The 20,584-nt window shown below is 70.4% G+C and carries 14 protein-coding genes, 1 tRNA gene and 3 pseudogenes; 7 read left to right on the top strand and 11 right to left on the bottom strand.

The genetic code is table 11. The features are described 5' to 3' along the window. Nucleotides 1-3 precede the first annotated feature (3 nt). The 5 genes and pseudogenes from thrC to AC38ZX_RS04670 form a co-directional block, all read right to left on the bottom strand. Nucleotides 4-1,089 (bottom strand): threonine synthase, encoded by a 1,086-nt coding sequence (thrC, locus tag AC38ZX_RS04690; RefSeq protein WP_491296510.1) that lies wholly within the window; start codon nt 1,087-1,089, stop codon nt 4-6. Then, nucleotides 1,089-2,397 (bottom strand): annotated as a pseudogene (locus AC38ZX_RS04685) (homoserine dehydrogenase). Before AC38ZX_RS04685 ends, thrC begins: the two are co-directional and overlap by 1 nt. A gap of 60 nt (nt 2,398-2,457) precedes the next feature. Then, nucleotides 2,458-3,799: pseudogene (lysA, locus tag AC38ZX_RS04680) on the bottom strand (diaminopimelate decarboxylase). Further along, nucleotides 3,796-5,432 (bottom strand): annotated as a pseudogene (argS, locus tag AC38ZX_RS04675) (arginine--tRNA ligase). Before argS ends, lysA begins: the two co-directional pseudogenes overlap by 4 nt. Before the next feature lie 73 nt (nt 5,433-5,505). Further along, nucleotides 5,506-6,756: an MFS transporter gene (locus tag AC38ZX_RS04670; protein WP_491296509.1), complete on the bottom strand. Its 1,251-nt coding sequence runs from the start codon at nt 6,754-6,756 to the stop codon at nt 5,506-5,508. Nucleotides 6,757-6,890: 134 nt separating this feature from the next. Between AC38ZX_RS04670 and AC38ZX_RS04665 the strand changes: the two genes are divergently transcribed. Continuing rightward, entirely contained in the window at nt 6,891-7,547 is a 657-nt protein-coding gene (locus tag AC38ZX_RS04665) for a FadR/GntR family transcriptional regulator (protein WP_426594695.1), read from the top strand. 57 nt (nt 7,548-7,604) lie between these two features. Then, nucleotides 7,605-7,675 (top strand) — tRNA-Arg (locus AC38ZX_RS04660). A 271-nt stretch (nt 7,676-7,946) separates the two neighbouring features. Here the strand turns inward: AC38ZX_RS04660 and AC38ZX_RS04655 are convergent. From AC38ZX_RS04655 to AC38ZX_RS04630, 6 genes are all read right to left on the bottom strand, one after another. Beyond that, nucleotides 7,947-8,168 carry a hypothetical protein gene (locus tag AC38ZX_RS04655; protein ID WP_491296508.1) on the bottom strand — a complete coding sequence of 74 codons (222 nt, stop codon included), beginning with the start codon at nt 8,166-8,168 and terminating at the stop codon, nt 7,947-7,949. 461 nt (nt 8,169-8,629) lie between these two features. Beyond that, the gene (locus AC38ZX_RS04650; protein ID WP_426594693.1) at nt 8,630-8,893 is read right to left on the bottom strand and encodes a hypothetical protein; all 264 of its coding nucleotides are present in this window, start codon (nt 8,891-8,893) and stop codon (nt 8,630-8,632) included. Nucleotides 8,894-8,918: 25 nt separating this feature from the next. Further along, entirely contained in the window at nt 8,919-9,278 is a 360-nt protein-coding gene (locus AC38ZX_RS04645; RefSeq protein ID WP_426594692.1) for an AAA family ATPase, read from the bottom strand. A 33-nt stretch (nt 9,279-9,311) separates the two neighbouring features. Then, nucleotides 9,312-10,001 (bottom strand): MobF family relaxase, encoded by a 690-nt coding sequence (gene mobF, locus AC38ZX_RS04640; protein ID WP_491296507.1) that lies wholly within the window; start codon nt 9,999-10,001, stop codon nt 9,312-9,314. A gap of 70 nt (nt 10,002-10,071) precedes the next feature. Then, a complete protein-coding gene (locus tag AC38ZX_RS04635; protein WP_491296506.1) occupies nt 10,072-10,494 on the bottom strand; it encodes a relaxase domain-containing protein in 423 nt (140 codons plus the stop codon). A 427-nt stretch (nt 10,495-10,921) separates the two neighbouring features. After that, nucleotides 10,922-11,482, bottom strand: a complete 561-nt coding sequence (locus AC38ZX_RS04630; protein WP_491296505.1) for a hypothetical protein — start codon at nt 11,480-11,482, stop codon at nt 10,922-10,924. A gap of 829 nt (nt 11,483-12,311) precedes the next feature. Here AC38ZX_RS04630 and AC38ZX_RS04625 point away from each other — a divergent pair. The 5 genes from AC38ZX_RS04625 to AC38ZX_RS04605 all read left to right on the top strand — a co-directional run bounded on the left by AC38ZX_RS04625 (nt 12,312) and on the right by AC38ZX_RS04605 (nt 20,571). Further along, nucleotides 12,312-13,370, top strand: coding sequence for an IS110 family RNA-guided transposase (locus AC38ZX_RS04625; RefSeq protein WP_426594690.1), 1,059 nt, complete (start codon nt 12,312-12,314; stop codon nt 13,368-13,370). A gap of 379 nt (nt 13,371-13,749) precedes the next feature. Continuing rightward, nucleotides 13,750-14,334, top strand: a complete 585-nt coding sequence (locus AC38ZX_RS04620) for a hypothetical protein (RefSeq protein ID WP_491296504.1) — start codon at nt 13,750-13,752, stop codon at nt 14,332-14,334. Between the two features lie 996 nt (nt 14,335-15,330). Then, nucleotides 15,331-16,002, top strand: coding sequence for a response regulator transcription factor (locus tag AC38ZX_RS04615; RefSeq protein ID WP_426594688.1), 672 nt, complete (start codon nt 15,331-15,333; stop codon nt 16,000-16,002). Next, nucleotides 15,974-17,110, top strand: coding sequence for a sensor histidine kinase (locus AC38ZX_RS04610; RefSeq protein ID WP_426594687.1), 1,137 nt, complete (start codon nt 15,974-15,976; stop codon nt 17,108-17,110). The genes AC38ZX_RS04615 and AC38ZX_RS04610 overlap by 29 nt, the downstream gene beginning before the upstream one ends. A gap of 422 nt (nt 17,111-17,532) precedes the next feature. Further along, the gene (locus AC38ZX_RS04605) at nt 17,533-20,571 is read left to right on the top strand and encodes a hypothetical protein (protein WP_491296503.1); all 3,039 of its coding nucleotides are present in this window, start codon (nt 17,533-17,535) and stop codon (nt 20,569-20,571) included. Nucleotides 20,572-20,584 lie beyond the last annotated feature (13 nt).

Below are 20,584 nucleotides of genomic sequence, written 5' to 3'. Positions count from 1 at the left end.
GCTCTAGTCCAGACTCAGGGCGGCGGCGATGGACACCACGTCCGACGTCACCCGCACCGGGACGACCTCGCCGCCGTCGGGCGTGCGCAGCGCCCACTGCGGGTCCTTCAGGCCGTGCCCGGTGACCGTGATGACGATCTGCGCACCGGCCGGGACGCGGCCCGCGGCGGACAGGGCGAGCAGGCCGGCGACGCCCGACGCGGACGCCGGCTCGACGAAGATGCCGACCTCGGCCGAGAGGACGCGGTGCGCGGCGAGGATCTGCTCGTCGGTGACGGACTCGATGAGGCCGCCGGACACGTCGCGCGCCTCCACCGCCTGGTGCCAGGACGCCGGGTTGCCGATCCGGATCGCGGTCGCGATCGTCTCGGGCTCGTCGATCGGGTAGCCGCGGACGATCGGGGCGGCGCCGTCGGCCTGGAAGCCCCACATGATCGGGGTGCGAGCTGTTACGGCCGGCTCCCGTCCCTCAAGCCCTGCGTACTCGCGGTAGCCCTTCCAGTAGGCCGTGATGTTGCCCGCGTTGCCCACCGGGAGTACGTGAATGTCGGGGGCGTCGCCCAGGGCGTCGACGATCTCGAACGCCGCCGTCTTCTGGCCCTCGATGCGGTCCGGGTTCACCGAGTTGACCAGCTCGACGGGGTACGCCTCGGCGAGCTTGCGGGCGGCCACCAGGCAGTCGTCGAAGTTGCCGTCCACCTGCAAGAGGGTGGCGCCGTGGGCGACGGCCTGGCTGAGCTTGCCCATCGCGATCTTGCCGTCCGGCACCAGCACCGCGCAGACCATGCCCGCGCGGGTGGCGTAGGCCGCCGCCGAGGCGCTCGTGTTGCCGGTCGACGCGCAGACGACGGCCTTGGCACCCCGGGCGGCCGCGGCCGACATCGCCGTCGTCATGCCGCGGTCCTTGAACGAGCCGGTCGGGTTCATGCCCTCGACCTTGATGTGCACCTCGGCGCCCGTGGCCTGCGACAGCGTCGGGGAGAAGACGAGCGGCGTGCCGCCCTCACCGAGGCTGACGACGTGCGTCTGGACGTGCGCGGGCAGACGGTCGGCGTACTCGGCGATCACGCCGCGCCACTGGTGGGCCATCAGGATCCTTCGACTCGGAGGACGGAGACGACGCGCTGGACCACGTCGAGGCGTTCGATGGCCTCGATCGTGGCGCGCTGGGCGTGCTCGGGTGCCGCGTGCGTGGTGATGACGAGGTGCGCGACCTCGGAGCTTCTCCAGCGCCGACTGCCGGACGGTCTCGATGGACACGTCGTGGTCCGCCAGCACGGCGGCCACCTGGGCGAGCACGCCCGGCCGGTCGGCCACGTCGAGGCGCACCTGGTAGCGGGTCCGGGCGGCGTCCGCGGGCAGGACGGGCAGCTCGGCGTAGCGCGACTCGACCGGGCCGCGGCCCCCGAGCACGCGGTGCCGTGCCACCGAGACGACGTCACCGAGTACCGCCGACGCCGTCGGCTGACCGCCCGCGCCGCGGCCGTAGAACATGAGCTCGCCCGCGGCCTCGGCCTCGACGAACACCGCGTTGTAGGCGCCGCGAACGCCGGCGAGCGGGTGCCCGGACGGGACCAGCGCCGGGTGCACGCGCACCTGCACGCCCGCCGCACCATCGGAGGATCCCCGCTCGGCGATCGCGAGCAGCTTGATCACGTACCCGGTCCGCGAGGCCCAGAGCACGTCGTCCGCGCTGATGCCCGCGATCCCCTGCCGGTCGACGTCGTCCAGCGAGACGCGCGTGTGGAAGGCCAGCGACGCGAGGATCGCGGCCTTCGCCGCGGCGTCGAAGCCCTCGACGTCGGCGGTCGGGTCGGCCTCGGCGTAGCCCAGCGCCTGGGCCTCCTTGACGGCCTGGTCCAGGTCGAGGCCCTCGGAGGCCATCTTGTCGAGCACGTAGTTCGTGGTGCCGTTCACGATGCCGAGCACGCGCTTGACGGTGTCTCCGGCCAGCGACTCCCGGACGGGGCGCACGATCGGGATGGCGCCCGCGACGGCGGCCTCGAAGTACAGGTCGACGCCCGCCTCGTCGGCGGCCGCGTACAGGGTCGGGCCGTCCTGGGCCAGCAGCGCCTTGTTCGCGGTGACCACGGACGCCCCCGCGGCGATCGCCTTGAGCAGCAGCGCGCGGGCCGGCTCGATGCCGCCCATGAGCTCGACGACGACGTCGGCCCTCTCGACGAGCCCGTCGGCGTCGGTGGTCAGCAGCGACGGGTCGACGACGGCGTCGCGCGGGATCGTCGCGTCACGGACCGCGATGCCCACGAGCTCGAGACGCGTGCCGACCCGGGCCGCCAGGTCGTCCGCCTGCGTCGTGAGCAGCCGCACCACTTCCGTGCCGACGACGCCGCAGCCGAGGACGGCGACGCGCAGGGGCGACCTGGGAGTCGCTGGCACGAGCAATGGCACAGACACAGGACGGCTCCAGTCGGTGGGGTGCCCCAAGAATAGGGGTGCTCAGCCCTGGTCGAGCGCGAGCAGGTCGTCCTCGGTCTCGCGTCGCACGAGCACGCGCGACGAGCCGTCGGAGACCGCCACGACCGGCGGGCGCGGGACGTGGTTGTAGTTGGACGCCATCGAACGTCCGTAGGCTCCGGTCGCCGCGACCGCGAGGAGGTCGCCCGCGCGCACGTCCCCCGGGAGCTGCACGTCGTGGACCACGATGTCGCCGCTCTCGCAGTGCTTGCCGACGACGCGGGCGAGGATGGACTCCTGCGACGAGCAGCGGCCGACGACCTCCGCGTGGTACCGCGCGCCGTAGAGCGCGGGGCGGATGTTGTCGCTCATCCCGCCGTCGACCGACACATACGTCCGGATGGTGCCGTCGTCGATGCGGACGGGCTTGACCGTGCCGACCGTGTAGAGCGTCAGCCCCGCAGGCCCGACGATCGCCCGGCCGGGCTCGATGGAGAACCGCGGCAGCGGAGTGCCCAGGTCGTGCGCGCTCGCCGCGACGGAGGTCGCGATGTCCTTGGCGATGCGGTCCGGGTCGAGCGACACCTCCCCCGGCAGGTAGGCGATGCCGTAGCCGCCGCCCAGGTCGACCTCGTCGACGAGCACGCCGGTCCGGGAGGCCAGGTCCGCGCGCAGGGTGAGCACCGCGCGGGCCGCGACCTCGAAGCCGGAGGGGTCGAGGATCTGCGAGCCGATGTGCGAGTGGATGCCCAGCAGCCTGAGCTCAGGCCGAGCGAGCACCCGCAGGAGGCCCTGCATCGCGGGGCTGTCGCCGTCGGGGGCATGGATCGAGAGGCCGAACTTCTGGTCCTCGTGGGCTGTCGAGATGTACTCGTGCCCGCCCGCGTGCACGCCGGTGGTCACCCGGACCATGACCGGGGCGGGGTGGGCAGCCGAGGCCGCGTCCGCCACCCGGTCGATCTCGACGAGGCTGTCGACGATGAGCCGGCCGACTCCGGCGTCGAGGGCTCGCGCGATCTCGCTGTCCGACTTGTTGTTGCCGTGCAGGCCGATGTGGGCGCCGGGGATGCCGGCCCGCAGCGCGACCGCGGAGCTCGCCGCCCGTGGCCGTGTCGACGCGCAGGCCCTCGTCGTGCACCCACCGGGCGACCGCGACGGACAGGAACGCCTTGCCCGCGTAGTAGACGTCGACGCCCGCGCCGATCTCGGCGAACGCCGTCTCGAACGCGCGCCGGTAGTCGCGGGCCCGCGCGCGCAGGTCGGCCTCGTCGAGGACGTATGCGGGCGTCCCGAAGGTCTCGGCCAGCACCCGGACGTCCACGCCGCTGACGGTGACGACCCCGTCGGCGGAGCGCGCGACCCCCGTGGACCAGGGCTCGCTCACATCCGCTCCGGCGCGCCCACGCCGAGCAGGCCGAGACCGTTCGCGAGCGTCTGGCGCGTGGCGTCGTTCAGCCAGAGCCGGGTGCGGTGGACGTCGCCGACGACCTCGTCGCCGAAGGGCGCCACCCGGACCTGCCCGTACCACGTGTGGTAGGCCGCGGCGAGGTCCTCCAGGTAGCGCGCGACGCGGTGCGGCGCGCGCAGGTCGGCGGCCTGCGCCACGATCCGCGGGAACTCCGCCAGGTGGCCCAGGAGCACCGAGTCGCTCTCGTGGTCGAGCAGGCCGGCGTCGAACCCGTCCTCGCGCCGCACCCCCGTGGCCTCGGCGTTCCGGTCGACGGCCGCCGAGCGCGCGTGCGCGTACTGCACGTAGAACACCGGGTTCTCGTTCTTCGCGCTGGCGAGCAGGTCGAGGTCCAGGTCGATGCTGGAGTCCGCCGACGAACGCGCCAGGGCGTACCGGGCGGCGTCCACGCCGACCGCGTCCACGAGGTCGTCGATCGTCACGACGGTCCCGGCGCGCTTGCTCATGCGGACCGGGGCGCCGTCCTTGACCAGGTTGACCAGCTGGCCGATCAGCAGCTCCAGGTTCACGCCCGGCTCGTCGCCGAACGCGGCGCAGACGGCCATCATGCGGCCGACGTACCCGTGGTGGTCGGCGCCCAGCATGATGATGACCCGGTCGAAGCCGCGCTCGCGCTTGTCCAGGTAGTACGCGATGTCGCCCGCGATGTAGGCGGCCTCGCCGTCGCGCTTGATGACGACGCGGTCCTTGTCGTCGCCGAACTCGGTGGTGCGCAGCCAGGTGGCGCCGTCGGACTCGTAGATGCGTCCCAGGTCCCGCAGGCGCTGGATCGCGTGCGTGACGGCCCCGGACTCGTGCAGCGAGTCCTCGTGGAAGTAGACGTCGAAGTCGACGCCGAAGTCGTGCAGCGCGTGCTTGATCTCGGCGAACATCAGCGCGACGCCGCGCGCGCGGAACGCCTCGGTGGCCTCGTCGGTCGCCAGGGTGCGCGGGTCGGGCTCGCCGGCGGCCAGGGCGTCGGCGACCACCTGCTCGGCGATCTCGCTGATGTACTGCCCGCCGTAGCCGTCCTCGGGCGCGGGCTGGCCCAGCGCGCGGGCGAGCAGCGACCGGGAGAAGCGGTCGATCTGCGCGCCGTGGTCGTTGAAGTAGTACTCGCGGGCCACGGTCGCGCCGCACGCCTGCAGCACCCGCGCCAGGCTGTCGCCGACGGCGGCCCAGCGCACCCCGCCGATGTGCAGCGGGCCGGTCGGGTTGGCGGAGACGAACTCGAGGTTGAGCGAGACGCCGGCCAGGGTGTCGTTGGTGCCGTATTCAGCGCCGAGCTCGACGATCGACCGGGCGAGCTCGCCGGCCGAGGCGGCGTCCAGGCGGATGTTGAGGAAGCCGGGGCCTGCGACGTCCACCGACGCCACGCCGTCCGTGGACGTGAGGCGACGTGCGCCTCCTCGGCGAAGGCGCGCGGGCTGGTGCCGGCCTTCTTGGCCAGCTGCATCGCCACGTTGGTGGCCCAGTCGCCGTGCTCGCGCTGCCGCGGCCGCTCCAGGTGCACCGTCGCCGGGATCTCGGACGGGTCGAGAGCGAAGGTGCCGTCGTCGACGGCGTGCACGAGGGCAGCCCGGAGGGCCTCGGAGAAGCTGAGCGGGAGTCACGGGAAAAGGGTACCGACGCCCGGGAACGCCTTACGCCGGGGTTTCGTCGCCCAGCATCGTGGGCCGGCACGCGAACCACGCGGCCACCAGGATGAGCGCCAGCAGGCTGAGGAGCACGACGAACGGCGCGGTCCACGAGCCGGTGGCCTGGTGCAGCAGCCCGATGCCCACGGGTCCGGCGATGGCCAGCCCGTACCCGAGCCCCTGCACCATGCTCGACAGGGCCGCGGCGATCGCTGGGGTCCTGGTGCGCAGCCCGATGAGGGCGAGCTGCACGGGGAACGCGCCGGGCCCGAGCCCGCACAGGATCATCCAGACTGCCGTGCCGTGCGTCGGCGACTGCCACAGACCGACGTACCCGACGATCCAGCAGCCGACGAACAGCACGATCAGCGGGTACGGGTTGCGCATCCGGGCGGTCAGGATGGGCGCGAACAACGCGGCGGGCAGGCCGAGGATCGCGAACACGGCGAGCCAGCGGCCGCCTACGGAGGTGCCCAGGCCGGCGTCGGCGAGGATCTGCGGTAGCCACGCGAACATCACGTAGGTGCCGGTGGTGTTGGCGAAGAACGTCAGGACCAGCGCCCACCCGAGCCGCGACCGCCACACCAGCCGCGACTCCGCGGCGCCCGAGCGGACCAGCAGCGCCGGGCGGTCGGCACGCGGGGCTCGTCGCAAGATCTCCCGCAGGTGCGAGCGCGCGGCCACGGACCGGGTCACGACGACGATCCACGGCACGATCGCGGCGACGCCGACGACCGCCCACATCCCCACCGACACGCGCCAGCCCGCGGCCTGCGCGACGGGCAGCGCGACGAGCGGCGGCACCGCGGTGCTGACCGTCAGCGCGACCGAGTAGGACGCGGTCACGGCGCCGATCCGGTCGGGGAAGTACCGCTTCACCAGCGGGGGCAGCAGGACGTTGCCCATGCCCATCCCGCCGAGAGCGAGGACGGACCAGCCCAGGAACACCGGCATGGTCGGCGCGACGGCTCGCAGCAGCTGGCCGACGACGGCGAACGCCATCGCCAGGATGATCGCCGGCTCGAGCCCGATCTTGCGTCCGATCGGCGCGGCGAGCGTGCCGAACAGGGCGAACGCGGCCACCGGGATGGTGCCCAGCAGGCCGACCTGCGTCGTCGAGACGGGGAAGGTGTCGCGCAGCTGGCCGACGATCGGCGAGACCGCGGCGACGGCCAGCCGCAGGTTCAGGCCCACCAGGACGATGGCCGAGAGGACCACGAGGCGACCGCGCCACGGTGCGACGACGCGCCCGCTCACGGGGAGGGACGTCATCACAGCCGGCACTCCTGATCTAGCACGCGAGAGGCCGCAGATCATCCCTCGCAGGTCTGGCGTCAGCCCGACCCGCCGGTGTTGACTGCACCGCATGCCTGGACACGGAGCCTAACCGGATGCCACGACGGACCGGACTGATCGACACCGCGGTCGACGAGCTCCGTGGGCGGATCGCGTCGCAGGAATGGCCGGTCGGGGCGCGCATCCCGCCGGAGCCCGCCCTCGCCGACCTGCTCGGCGTGGGCCGCAACACCGTGCGCGAGGCGGTCCAGTCGCTCGTCCACGCGGGCCTGCTCGAACGCCGCCAGGGGTCGGGCACCTACGTGCTCTCGCGGTCCGAGCTGGCCGTCACCATGGGGCGGCAGATCGCCGACGCCCGCCAGCGCGACGTGGTCGAGGTCCGGCGCGCGCTCGAGGTCGAGGCCGCCCGGCTCGCGGCCCGTCGGCGCACGTCCGGCGACTCCTCGGACCTCCTGGAGCGTCGCGACGAGAGGTCCGCGGCCTACCTGGCCGGCGACCTGGACGGCATGGTCGCCACCGACCTGGCCCTGCACCGCGCGATCGTGCGCGCCGGCGCCAACCCCGTGCTGACCGAGCTCTACGAGAACCTGCTGGCCGCGATCGGCGAGAACATCCGGTTCAACTTCGTCACGGACACGCACGGGCACGACTCGCACGACGGGCTGGTCGACGCGATCGTCGCGGGCGACCACGAGCGGGCCGCCGACGAGACCACGCGGTACCTGTCGGCGCTTCTGGGAGAGGCGCGCTGATCCGGTTCGCCGGTGGCTGGTAGTGTCGTGCACCGCATCGTCCCCGGACGATGCCCGGCCCGCGTAGCAGTGGATAGAGCGTCTGCCTCCGGAGCAGAAGGTCGAAGGTTCGAGTCCTTTCGCGGGCACAGTCTGACCTGCACGAACATGTCGCCGTGTCGCCGGCGTGTCGCTAGGACCGGCATTGGCCGCCCGACGACAGGTCTGGACGACTCCTTCCGGTCTGTTCGCTCGTTTTTCCAGCGCCGTGAGGCTCGAGCGTGCTTCGCCCGCTCCTCTTGGTTGTGCCACATGGCACACGCCACCTACACTGTGATCAGCCCGTTGCGCTGAGCTTCGGGAAGTGGACCCGAGACCCTTCCGGACGGTTGTGGCGCTCGGGTCTCGCGCTGTCCGGGGTCAGACGTCCCGGACCACCAGGGTGATGCCCCCACAGAGCGCCCGCCAGGCCCCACCCTTGGCCCATGCCCACGCAACGGCGTCCGGGATGGCCAGCAGCGGCTCCGACGCAGCGGTTTCGTGCTGGTAGCGCAAGGTCCCGCCGATGCCTGCCTTGCGGGCAGCCTCGATGATCTGCTGGTTGTCGCGGGACACCATCGAGGCGTCGCGGTCGAGGGACAAGTGGTCGTGACCCGCAGCTGCGCAGTCCGCGACGAGGGTGCGCAGACACGTCTCGCGGCGCGAGAAGCTCAGTGCGCCCGTCTCTCGGCGCCCGGTAGATCGTCACCTGCGGCTCCAGCAGTGTGATCGTTGCCAGGATGGTGCGCCGGCGACCGTCTGACTCGCGCACCATGTGCAGCTCGGACTGGCCCTGCAGCTGAAGGGTGCGCATCGAGCGCCGTGCCGCATCGACGCCGTTCGGGAGCATCACGGCGGCGACGAGTAGGAAGTCCTTGGCCTTGGACTCGTCGACGAAGACGTGACCGCCCCTCACACTCGCTCCGTCGACTGGCACCGTATCCGCCGACAGTCGTCGGGCACGCGGCCCTCGCCCTGCGGCTCACTCCTGGCCGACCGATGCAACACAGTTCCGGCTCTCCGTCCCTCGGCGCCCTGCGAAGTCGACAGGGTACGGGGCAGGTTCAACAGGCGCGCTCACGTGCGGCTCGCGCGCGGACCGCGTGACCGGTGATCGCGAATCGCCGTCGAGCTTCGCCACGGCGGAACCGCTCTTGCTCATTGATCAGGGCGCCGCGCCGGTCGTTCGCGGTCTGCCAATCCCCGTACCGCACGCCTGGGCTGCTCAGCACAGCCATCGCGTCGTCATAGCGCAGCGCCCGGTTGGCGGCGCCGTCGCCGCTCGACTCGTAGATCCATTTGGCGGCGGTCTCGCATCGTGCTGCCAACGCGCCGGTCAGGGTGGCGGCCGCGCTAGCCGACGGCGCGAGCCGATACGTTGCCGCGGGTATGTCGCCACGCCTCGGCCAGCGCACTCAGGGTCGTGGTCTTTCCCGAACCGGCGGGTCCCACGATCACGTCGAGGCTCCGCGCTGAAAGCAGCACCGCCATGGCGGCGTCGTGCTGGTCGTCGGCAAGGCCGGCCAGGTGCTCGTCGGCGACGCGTCCGGCGAGCCGCGGGATGACGCCGCGCATCGCGGTCTCGTTCGCGTCCACGAGGGTGCGCTCGGCCTGCAGCAACTCGATGGAGGTGAACGTCTCCTCTCCCACCCGATGACGACCAGGATCGGCCGGGTCGTCGATCCGTAAGCAGGCCCGGCCCGCCTCCGTCACGAGGTTGTTGGTCAGCGCGAGCCGGTTTTCGGGTCAGGCCATCCGCAGCATCCGTGAGGACCGCAGTGCGGCGGCGGCGAGGTTCCAGGTCGACCAAACCGATCGGCGGATCGAGACGTCCTCGATCACCTGCGCAACGATCGCGGCGCGAACCTCGGGTCCGACGTCGGCCGCGCGCAGGGGGCGCCCGTACGTGCCCGTCAAGGCGCGAGCGGCCGGGCCGACGGGCTCGATCCCGGTCAGCGTCCGCGCACGGTTGGCCCACTCCGCGAGAAGGTCTCGCAAGGCACGGACCACCTTGGGTGGGCGTGTCTGACGAGTCAGGTGCTGGCGCGCTTTGATCGTCTCAGCGCGTGAAGGGTCTCGTCCCCGCTCCTGCTTGAACTCGTCGGTCCAGCGTTGCTCAGCGCAGTGGATCTGCTCGGCGCGCGTCGAGAAGTCCGCCAGCAGATCCTCGCCGACGCCGTCGAGCTCGAACGCCGGGTTGCGCCGCTCACCCCTGTCGCGGAGCGACGAGGTGGCGCCGAGACGTCGGGTGACCTCGTCGGCGAGCAGCGCGTCATACAGCTCGGACACCGTGACTGCGGCGGAGTGCAAGGTCCGCCCATCCACCGAGCGCCATTGACCGTCGGGACCCTGCACGTTGTTGGCGAGCACGACGTGGGTGTGGAGGTTCGGGTCTCCGGCTCTGGAGTCCCAGTGGTCGAACGCGGCAGCCACCATGCCGCGCGTTCGGACCTGGCGGCAGCCTGCAGCCTCCGACCCGGGTGCGGACTACGGAGTGCTCCATGAACTAAATGGCCGAGGCGAGCGCGGCCCGGTGGGCGTCGTGGAGGACGTTTCGGGTCGTCGCGTCACCCAGGCCCCACACCACAGAGACCGACTTCGGTGCCGTGAATGTCAGATCGAAACCAGCCACGGCGTGACGGCCGCCGCCCGGACGGGCCCGTCGATATGGCGCACCGAGCGGCACGCCGCTGGTCGGGTCACAGCCATCACGAAAAAGAAGTGTCAGCGCCCGCTCGCTGACCACACTGTGGGACGGCAACTGTCCGTCACTGAGGCCAGCGAGTCCCGATCCGACCCACCGGCCAGCGGGATTGCCGGTGTTCTCGTAGTACGCAGTCAGTGAGTCACCAGCCGACAGGTCGGCATCGCCGGCAGCAACATGCCTGGTCAGGTACGCGTAGCCCTCCCCAACGGTCAGCTTGTGCATCGACATCACGACGGCCCACCCCCCAACGGAGCGGCCCGTTCGGCGTCAGCTCCTAGAGATAGGTGTGCCGGAAGGTGTGTAAGACGCGACCCTGCTGCTTCCCGAACGTCCAGAACTCACGTCGCAGCGCGGTTCGCGGGCTCGTCATCGAGGGCCTCTCGAGCCTTCATCTCGGCCGCTTACGCCCTCAGGAAGCCGGCCCCCGTCGCCGTCACTCCTGGTAGTAAGTGCGCCAGAGAGTGCGTAGGACGCGCGCTCGTTCTGCAACGGGTTGTCAGAAGCAGGTGTGCGCAACTTCGCGCAACGCGCGCCCGGCCGCTTCAGGCGCGCCGCAACGATCGCCTCACTTGTCGGGGCTCACGCAGGCGTAGGCCCAGCCGTCGCGGAGGACGCGGTGGAAGCGTTCGATCTCGCCGTTCGTTCCGCCTCAGACGATTGGTCGGATCGCCGTCGCTTCGGCCGCTGCCGGCGTCAGGAACGCCTTCGCGTAGATCTCCATGCCCGCGGCCTGAGCACCCTCGATATCGCCTGCGAGCGCGGCCGACTGAACGTCCTGGTAATCGTCGTTCCAGTCTCCTGTGGGCCCGGACGTCGGGCGCACGACTACGTCAAACTCGAACCCGCGGCTCGTGGACAAGTAGTGGCTCACCGACGACGGACACCAGACATCGAGGACGCCGGTCCCGTCGTCGATGGCAACGCGGCGGCCTGCACTCGAACCGACGACGCCGTTCAGCGTGGCGCGAAGCGTGCCCTCGGCGGCGGCACCCGTGGTCGCGACGCGCTCGAGCAGCTCGGCGACCGTCGTGGTTGCGCCGCGAAGGGTCCGGGTCTCGGGCGTCAGCCCGCTTGAGGACGACCAGTGCTGCGGCCAGTTGAGGACGCGTTCGTCGAGTTCCCGCGCGTGCCCGAAATTGTGTAGCGGCTGGGCGGCCGAGAGGCGGACGGCGAGGGCATCGTTCCAGCGGCGGTCGGGGTCGAACTCCACGTACGAGTGGGTCTCGAGCTGATGGCGAGTGAACTCCTCGAAGCTCGATCATCGTCGCGAGCAGGTCGACGTAGGCCGAGAGCGTCGGAAAGCGCACGTAATACGGTTGGCCCCCGTACCCCCACTCCAGGACGACGTCGCCGCTGCCTCGCCCGTCCTCCAGTTCGACGAACAACAGGCCGTGACTCTCGTACGCGACCGGAAACAGCAGGCGCGGGCTGAGGGCATACCCGTCGCGGTCCGACGTCCAAATGTCCAGGGCGAACGTTGGACTAGTCGGCCGCGGGTAAGGCGCGACGGTGATCGAGTGGGGGTCCACACGTCGCCAGAACCGCTCGAGCTCGGCCGGGAGGCGCATGGGCGCGATCTCCTCGGCGATCTTCGTGAGAACGGCGTCGACTTCGCCGGCAGGGCGGATAGGCGGGAGGTTCGCGGTGTCGTACGCCTTTACCAGACGGTCCACCGCTCGATCCATCAGTTCAGTCTTATCCACCACACATGACACATCGGCGTACCCGCCAGACGACTTGAGGTCGCCGCCGGTCCCGCTGCCGACCGCCAACCATCCAATTGACCGAACGGATCACTGGTCCCGACTCCTCTTGCATCTCTGCGATGCTCGCGGTGTCCCGGGGTGGTTCCGGGTACGCGGCGTTGCCGGGATGGCTCGTCTTCTTGCTGCCTGCCGGGTTCGGTGTGGCTCTCTTCAGTGGCTGCCTTCCGGTGACGTTCGACGGGTGGCGGTGTCGCTCGATAGAGGGCTGGGACTCGTCCCGAGAGATGCATGCGCTCCGCTGCCTGATGCGGTCAGGTTCGGGTAGGAGGTCGCGTGTTCGCGGGAATCGATACTCACAAGGACACCCTGGCGGTCGCGGTGGTCGACGTCCTGGGCAGTCAGCTGGCCGGGCTCGAGGTGGCCAACACCGAGGTCGGGTTCGCTCAGATCCTGGAGCTGCTCGGCGCGCATCGGGTGGTGCGGGTCGGGGTGGAGGGGTCGGGCAACTTCGGGCGCGCGGTCGCGGCCCATCTGTCGGGGCGGGGTGTGGATGTGCGGGAAGTCCCGACGTCGATGAGCTCGCGTGAGCGCGCCGCCCGGCCGGGGCAGGGCAAGACTGACGAGGTCGACGCGTTGGCGATCGCCCGGTTGGCCGGCCGCGAGCCCGGACTGCCGCCGGCGCGGCTGGTCGTGGGTTTGGCGGCGGATTTGCGCTCGTTGCTGGACTACCGCGAGGACCTGGTAGACGAGCATCACCGCCTCGTCAATCAGGTACATGCCGAGCTGACGGGGCTGCTGCCCGGATACCAGCACATCTATCCCCACCTCAAGACGTCCGCGCAGGTCAGCGCCGTCCTGGAGCTCCTCGACGGCGACGACCGTGTCCGCGCGGTGCTCACTCGGCGTCGCTTGTCGCGGGCACTGGAAGTTGTGGTGGAGGCCCGGGCGGTCCACAAGCAGATCGCGCAGATGATCGCCGGTCACGCTGAGCACGTTGCCGCGATCTACGGTGCCGGGCCGATCCTGGCCGCCCGGTTCGTGGCCGAGATCGTCGACATCGAGCGTTACCCGACCCGGGACGCGTTCGCGTCGGCCAACGGCTCGGCACCCCTGGCGGCCTCGTCCGGGCGGACCGTGCGGCACCGCCTCAACCGCGGCGGGAACCGTCGGCTGAACCGGGCGCTCTACGTCATGGCGATCACCCAGGCGCGCGCGGACACTGAGGGCCGGGCTTACTACGCGCGCAAACGAGCCAAGGGCAAGACCGCCCGCGAGGCGATCCGGTGCCTTAAACGCCAGCTGTCCGACCAGGTCTACAAGGCCATGCGCGCCGACGCCGCAGCCGCCGCGCTCGGCGGTCCCGCGGCAGCCTCGACACCCGTGGCCGCCTGACGGACGGCGGGTGCGGCCGGCGCAAACGAGGCGCGTCTGACTGCCTTCCGGCAAGAGCCGCGACGGGGCTTCCAGCCTCCGGGCCCCGCTCTCCGCTTCAGCGATCAGACCGCACCCGCCTGCGATCCAGACTACGACCGCGGCCCGATCCAGCCGAGGGCTTGCACATAGAGGCCCACTGAGTGCCAGCGGGGGCCATTTGATCGTCCGCGGACACCCCGATCGCGGCCGACATCGGGCGGACGGCGACACCTCGATCGCCTGAGTTTGGTTCACCGTGCGACGTCGACCGTCGCCACGGGGGTGCACTGGGTCGCCCACGGACAGTTCGGGAACGAAAACCTCCTGGTCGACCGGAATTCACGACGATGATGTGCCCGTGACGGAAGACCCGAGACCTGGCGAGGACTCAGAGCTCGAACGGACCTGGGCGGAGGCGAAGGTGAACTGCCCTCACCTTGATGACAACGAGTCCTGGGCACAGATTCGCCTCACACCGCTGATTGGTCCGATGCGATGCGTCGACACGGGCAGACCGGAGGGAATCCACGACTTCGAGATCGACATGCCCAACGGAGACCTCGCGGCCGTCGAGGTGACCAGCGAGACGAATGGGAAGCGGCGTAGCGTCGAGGCCGAGATCGATCGCCGTGGCCTGAACGGATACACCATCTCAGGGAGCACGTCGTGGATCGTGTCGCTCACGGACACGGCCAAAGTCTCCTCGCTCACGAGCGGGGTGCTCGATCACATCATCGGACTGCTAACCCAATCCGGTCGCCTCTCGGCCCGGTCGACGACGACGAGCCGCTTTCCTAGATCGTCGAACGAAGTCGTGTGCGACTACGTGCGCCGCGATCAGGACGACGGGCGCACCGAGGACGTGCACACGATGACCACCCGTTCTCGCACGGGCGAGGCGGTCACGTACCGGTGGACCACCAAGCTGGCCGCACATGCCTGAGGCAGCAGCGGCGAACGAGCGCAGGTTGCACCAGGCTGCACCGGGCAGATAAAGCCAGCGCCATCTCATCGGGGCGCAGCCGAGCAGCATCACTTGCCTGGAGAGCAATGCGGCTCCACGTCGCGGTTTCCCCCGGGACGCACAATGGGGCGCTCGCGTTTTCCTGCTTGCCGCGGTCCGCCCGCGTCGGATACACCCATGCAGGAGCCAGCGGAAGGTTGCGGTCCAGCGACGTTCGAGGAAGGGCAGGCAACTCGCGATGTCACGCAGCCGCCTCATCGCTCAGTGGGAGAAAGACCTCCCAGGACTCACCGACGACACGTTGCGTGATCGAATCCGCCTGGCTCACGAGTACGCGGCCGCTTCTATCGGACGAGGAACTGGGAGGAATCCCAAGGCGAGTCGCATGTGGCGGGAGAAGGCCCGTTCTGCTGAGGCGGAATTGGAGCGCCGCGGCCTGCAGGACTGAGAGTTGGGGTGGTCCCCGGTAGCAGTTTTGCTCTGTGCGCGGTCGTTCCGGGCCGATCGCCGGGTGCGCGACCCAACGCTGACCTGCACTAACGCACGTGGCCAGGTCCTCAGGGAACCGCTCGAAGACACTTGGAAAGCGTGTTGGGTGAAAGGCCCTCGGGGGTTCGAATCCCCCATCCACCGCCGGTCGAAGGGCCCGTCACCTGCGCCGATGTGGGTCGTCGTGGTCGGGCTGATCGTGATCGCGGGTCTGCCCGGGGCGGCCGCCGCGAGTGACCGACCCCACTGCTCAATCAACTTCATATCGGGCCAAACGGGAAATTCACCCCATGTCGCTCTGTCCCCCTCTTGCGACGCGGGCCATGGTGAGTCCGTACCTGACTACATCGGGTCGGCGGTGCCCCGACCGCACTTCGCGGTGTTCCGTGTCGCCGGCCAACCGAGGAGGCCTCAGCGATGGGGCTGGAACGGCCGCGGCCGTAGGGGCAGCTCGCGGGTCAGTGACCCAGGAAGGTGATGACCCCCGTGAGCACGGTGATGGTCGTCGACGACGAGGAGCGGATCCGCACGCTCGTCAGCCGTTCGCTCGCCTCCGCAGGGCATGACGTCGTGTCTGCCGCGGACGGCTTCCGCGCCCTGGACCGGCTCGCGGCCGAGGACATCGACCTCGTCCTGCTCGACCTGGTGATGCCCAGCTGCAACGGGCTGACGGTGCTGGCGGCCATGCGTCAGCGCGAGGACCCCACCCCCGTGATCGTCCTGACCGGCGTCACGGACGTGTCCACCCGGGTGCGGGCCCTCGACCACGGCGCCGTCGACGTCGTCGCCAAGCCCTTCTCGCTCGTCGAGCTGCTTGCCCGGACGCGGCGCCACCTCGGGCCGACCACCGTCACGCGGACCGAGACTCGATTCGTACGCGCGGGAGGCATCCGGCTCGACCTGGAGCGGCGTCGGGTCACGCTCGCGGACCACGAGGTGTCGCTGACCGAACGAGAGTTCGCACTCCTGGCGCACCTGATGCGCCGCCATGGCGAGGTGTGCACCCGCGGCGAGCTCGTGCACGACGTGTGGGGACTCGACTTCGACCCCGGCAGCAACGTCGTCGAGGTCTGCATGCGGCGGCTACGGAACAAGCTGCAGCCGGACCCTCCGATCGAGACGATCCGTCGTGTCGGATACTGCTTCTCCGCCGAGTGACCGCACGGCCCGCGGGGACCTCTACTACCCGTGGGTCGCCCTCGCGGTCGTCTGCACCTGGCTCATGTGGGCGTCGCCGGGGAACGAGACGATCCCGTACCACGTGGGGTGGATCGGGCTCGCGCTCCTGTACGGACTCGGCAACTGGCGCCTGAGCCGGGCCGTGACGGGGCTGGCGTTGTACACGCTCGCCACCGGGGTGGTCCTCGTCGACCGCGCGGCGGCCGGCGTGCTCAGCTGGCAGGAGACGGCTGAGATCCCGCTCATGTCCGTGCTCACGGTGCTGATGGTCTGGCACGTCCGTCGACGACAGCTCGCGCTGGCCGAGTTGACCGTCATGGCCGAGCGGGACCGGAAGCGGGCGGAGAGCACCCACCGCCTCACCCGGCTGACGTCCCACGAGATGCGCACGCCCCTGACGATCGCGCGCGGCTACATCGAGCTGCTCCTCAACCGTGAGCAGGAGCCGGACAAGGTGCACGACCTCGCCGTCGTCCAGGACGAGCTCGACCGGCTGACCCGGGTCACCGAGCGGCTGGTCCGCGTCATCCGGCTGCAAGGAGATCGCGATGTCGCCCGCGTCGACATGGACGCGATCCTGCGCGAGACGGCCGAGCGCTGGACGCAGGTGGCAGACCGGCACTGGGTGGTCGAGGCGCGGGCCGGGGTGTACGAGGGCTCGGCGGAGCGGGTACGCGCCTGCCTCGACACCCTGATCGAGAACGCCGTCCGCTACACCGCCGACGAAGACACCGTGCGCCTGATCGGCGCACGCGACGCCGACCAGATCGCCGTGGGCGTCGCCGACTCCGGTCCAGGACTGAGCGACGAGCTGATCGGCGTTCTCAATGGGAGCCCCGACGGCGACCTGCAGCCGCCGCGCGACGAGCTCTCGCAGACGGGTCTCGGTCTCAGCCTCGTCCGCAGCCTGGTGACCGATCGCGGAGGCCGGATCGTGGCCGGGCGTTCCGCCGAGGGCGGCGCCCTGATGCTCATGGTCGTGCCCCTGGGCCCCCGGGCCCAGGTCCCGGGCGAACTCCCCGACGCGCAGAGGGTTCCGGGCGGAGCTCAGGGCGACGAGCTCCTCGGGGTCGAGACCGCCCGTTGAGCACCGCTGCCCGGGGTCTGGACCCTGGGAGCCGTATATGACCGGGCTGTGACTGCCCGATGACAATTCGGTCAGGAAGGCTCCGCCCGCCGTCACAACCGCTTCCATGGAGGCGCTGACGCATCCCCCAGGCACGGCCGCCTGGAGCGGAGCGGCGCCGCCTGGAAGGTGTGACCATGCGCGGACACGGGTCGGGCATTCGTCAGGGCAACCCACGCCTCGGGGCGGCGGGTCGCCGTCGGCCCGCTGCGGGAACCGGGACACGGTCACGGCACGGCGGTCGCGCGATCCGGGCCGCCCAGGGCGCGCTCGCCGCGCTCGCGACTGCGTTCGTGACCTGTGTCGTCGCACTGGCGTCGCCTGTCACTACGCCGCCGGCGCAGGCTGCGACGACCTGCCCGGCCGCTGGGTGCGCGGTCACGGTGGACGCTCGTGACCTTCCGACAGGGACGGCGCTCGCGAACTTCAACTACATCATCAACGTCGACAACTCGAAGCTGCCGACCGACCCGCTCGGCGTGAGCACCGAGAGCAACAGCAAGATCGTCGCAGAGGGGAACCAGGGGAAGACCACGGCGAGCCTGCCGGCAGGGCGGTACCTCATCTCCGTGCGGTCGCTGGGCCACAAGATGTGGGGCAAGCACATCACCCTGCCGAGCGCGACGACCGCCGACGGCTCCATGACCGCCCGCATCGACCTGACCGTGCAGAACGACGACCACCCGCTGCCGCTCGGCAAGATCCGGGTGTTCGTGTTCCAGGACAACGCCTGGACGAACGGCGCTCCCGACACCGAAGAAGGAGGCCTGCAGGGATTCCAGGTCGGCCTCACAGAGCAGACCAACAGCGCCGTCACCGTCGACTACAACAACGACCCGCTGTGCGGCGGCACGTGCCTGACAGGCGCGGACGGCTTCAACCAGATCGACAACCTCGGGCCCGCCACGTACTTCATCGACGTGCACCCGCCCGAGGGCCCCTGCAACTCCGACCCGAACAGCCAGTGGTACCAGACCACCACGATCGACGGCGGGCTCCAGCTTCTCGCCTCCGTCGAGGAGGGCAGCGACGGGACCGGCTCACCTGGTGAGCAGTTGTGGGAGGCGCCGAACAACCGGACGGCCTACTGGTTCGGGTTCGTCTGCGCACCTCAGCCGTTCGCCACCGCGGGCACAGGAGAGGTCACGGGCACCGCACTCAACTGGGTCGAGTGGGCGCCCTACACGACCGGCACGTTCAACGACCCGGTCGAGAACCCGTTCGTCGCACTGTCCGACAGCACGACCGACCGGACCGTCTACGTCGGCCGAGGCGACGCCGCCGGGAACTTCGACATCCAGGGCGTACCCGCGGGCACCTACAACCTGGCGGTCTGGGACGAGCAGCTGACCTACATCATGCGGTTCAAACCCGTCACGGTCGCGGCCGGGCAGTCGGTCGACGTCAACGAGGTGGGCGACGACGGCAGCACGGGCCTAGGTGTCTCGCGCTGGTTCGGCTGGCTCGACGGCCACGTCTACAAGGACACGAACGGCAACGGCCAGCTGGACCCGGGCGAGCCCCTGATCCCGAACACCGACATGGATCAGCGGTGGCGCGACGGCTCGATCAAGGAATCGACCTTCACCGACTCCCACGGCTACTACCAGTACCCGACGGCCGAAGGCGGAGCCCTCGGGCGCTGGTTCGTCAACGAGCAGGGCTTCGCGCGGTTCTCCGCGTACCCCGGGCCGTCGGTGCACGACGAGCTCACCGACGCCGTGACGCCCTCCTGCTCGGTGGTTGCTCCCGCCGTGCCCGCACCCAACTGCATCCCGACCGACCAGGGCGGCGGCCTGCTGACGAACCAGCTGCTGCTCGAGGGTCACCGGGCCACCGTGGACTGGGGCAAGCGCGACTACGCCGCGGGCACGCCGGGCCAGATCGTCGGCATCACCTACTTCGCCACGACCCGAAACGAGTTCGACGCGCGCTTCCAGGCGCACGAGGACTACGAGCCGGCGATCCCCGACGTGACCGTCTACCTCGAGGGTCCGGGCCCGGACGGCGTGCCGAACACGTCCGACGACGTCATCCTCAACAAGTACGTGACCGACCACTGGCAGCAGCCGAGCGCGAACCAGGACCCGCAGCCGGGTGGCAACGCCTTCACCCAGAGCTGCAGCCCGATCCGGGACTTCACCGGGACGGACGTCACGGACCAGTTCGCGGCCAAGATCAGCCCGAACTGCCTCGAGGTCCCGCTCACCGGCGAGCACACCAAGGACGGCGCGTTCGACGGCGGCTACGCGTTCTCGAGCTACTGCGCGAACGGGTACGACATGGCTGCCGACGACGGCACGTGCATCGGCGGCACCGACCCGACCCCGCTCGTCGCGGGCACCTACATCACGCACGCTGTGATGCCGAAGGACAGCTCGGACACCCGGCCCTGCAACCCTGTCGGCGGGTCCCAGAACGTGAGCGACGCCAAGGGCGCCATCCCTGGCAACGGCTCTGGCTGCCTCTACCGCCCGGTCAAGGAAGAGGACGTCAACGTCGACCTGGGCAACAAGTTCACGCCGGCGATCCCGCCGCCCACGTGCACCGGCGACGACCACGTCATCGACCAGACGTCGCTCACCCCGAGGAGCACGTACTACGGCGTGGCCGGCGCGCACGCGCCGCTGTGCGACAAGCGCCTCGTCGTCCTGACCAACGGGCAGAACGCCAACGCCGACTTCCACATGATGACGAACTTCCGGACCGACCCGAACGGGACGAACGCGACCGACACCCGCACGGGTGACGTGCCGGAGCCGGGCCGCCTGGTCGGGCAGGTGTTCAACGACATCTACTTCGAGCGGGACAAGCAGTCCCCCTGGTACGGAGAGCCACGGCCCATCGTCGGCATCCCGGTCGGCATCTACGCGCGCGTGGACACGGTCTGCCCGTCGGACAACCCCGGCTGCGCGACCCCGAACGTGAACCTCCCGTACGACGCGAACAACTGGCGCCTCCTCACCACCACGACGACCAGCGCGGACGGCACGTTCGAGGCCCTGGTCCCGTCGACGGAGACGTTCAACTGCCCGATCCCCCAGGGACCGTGCCCGGGCATGTACCTGATCACGGTCGACGACCCCGGCTCGAAGGCCGCCCCGAACGCCGGGTACAACCCGAACGTGCTCACGGCGACCACACCGGCAGAGGCCTGGCCGGGTACGACGACCCGCTCGACCTCCCGCTCGACCCGATCTCGGGCACCGGCTGCGAGGACCCGGCCGTGCCGGCCCGTCCGGAGGTGCTCCAGGTGTCGACGCCGTACGTCCCGAACGCAGTCGCCGCGAACGGCGGCAACGCCGCCAACCCGCGCCGCATCACGATCCAGGGCGACTTCATCGGCACCGCCGGTCCGACCGGCGCCACGGGCGGAACCGTCACCCTCACCGACGACCGCACCGGAACGGGGACCACGCTGACACGCGCAAACGG

It is taken from the genome of Cellulomonas sp. McL0606, from assembly GCF_058248365.1.
Note: the sequence above shows the minus strand (reverse complement) of the source record. Positions and strands in the feature narration are given on the sequence as shown.

Bases quoted from the DNA above. Each gene is read 5' to 3' on its own strand.
- thrC (WP_491296510.1), bottom strand. From the start codon at position 1,089: ATGGCCCACCAGTGGCGCGGCGTGATCGCCGAGTACGCCGACCGTCTG.
- AC38ZX_RS04665 (WP_426594695.1), top strand. From the start codon at position 6,891: ATGCCACGACGGACCGGACTGATCGACACCGCGGTCGACGAGCTCCGT.
- mobF (WP_491296507.1), bottom strand. From the start codon at position 10,001: ATGGTGGCTGCCGCGTTCGACCACTGGGACTCCAGAGCCGGAGACCCG.
- AC38ZX_RS04635 (WP_491296506.1), bottom strand. From the start codon at position 10,494: ATGCACAAGCTGACCGTTGGGGAGGGCTACGCGTACCTGACCAGGCAT.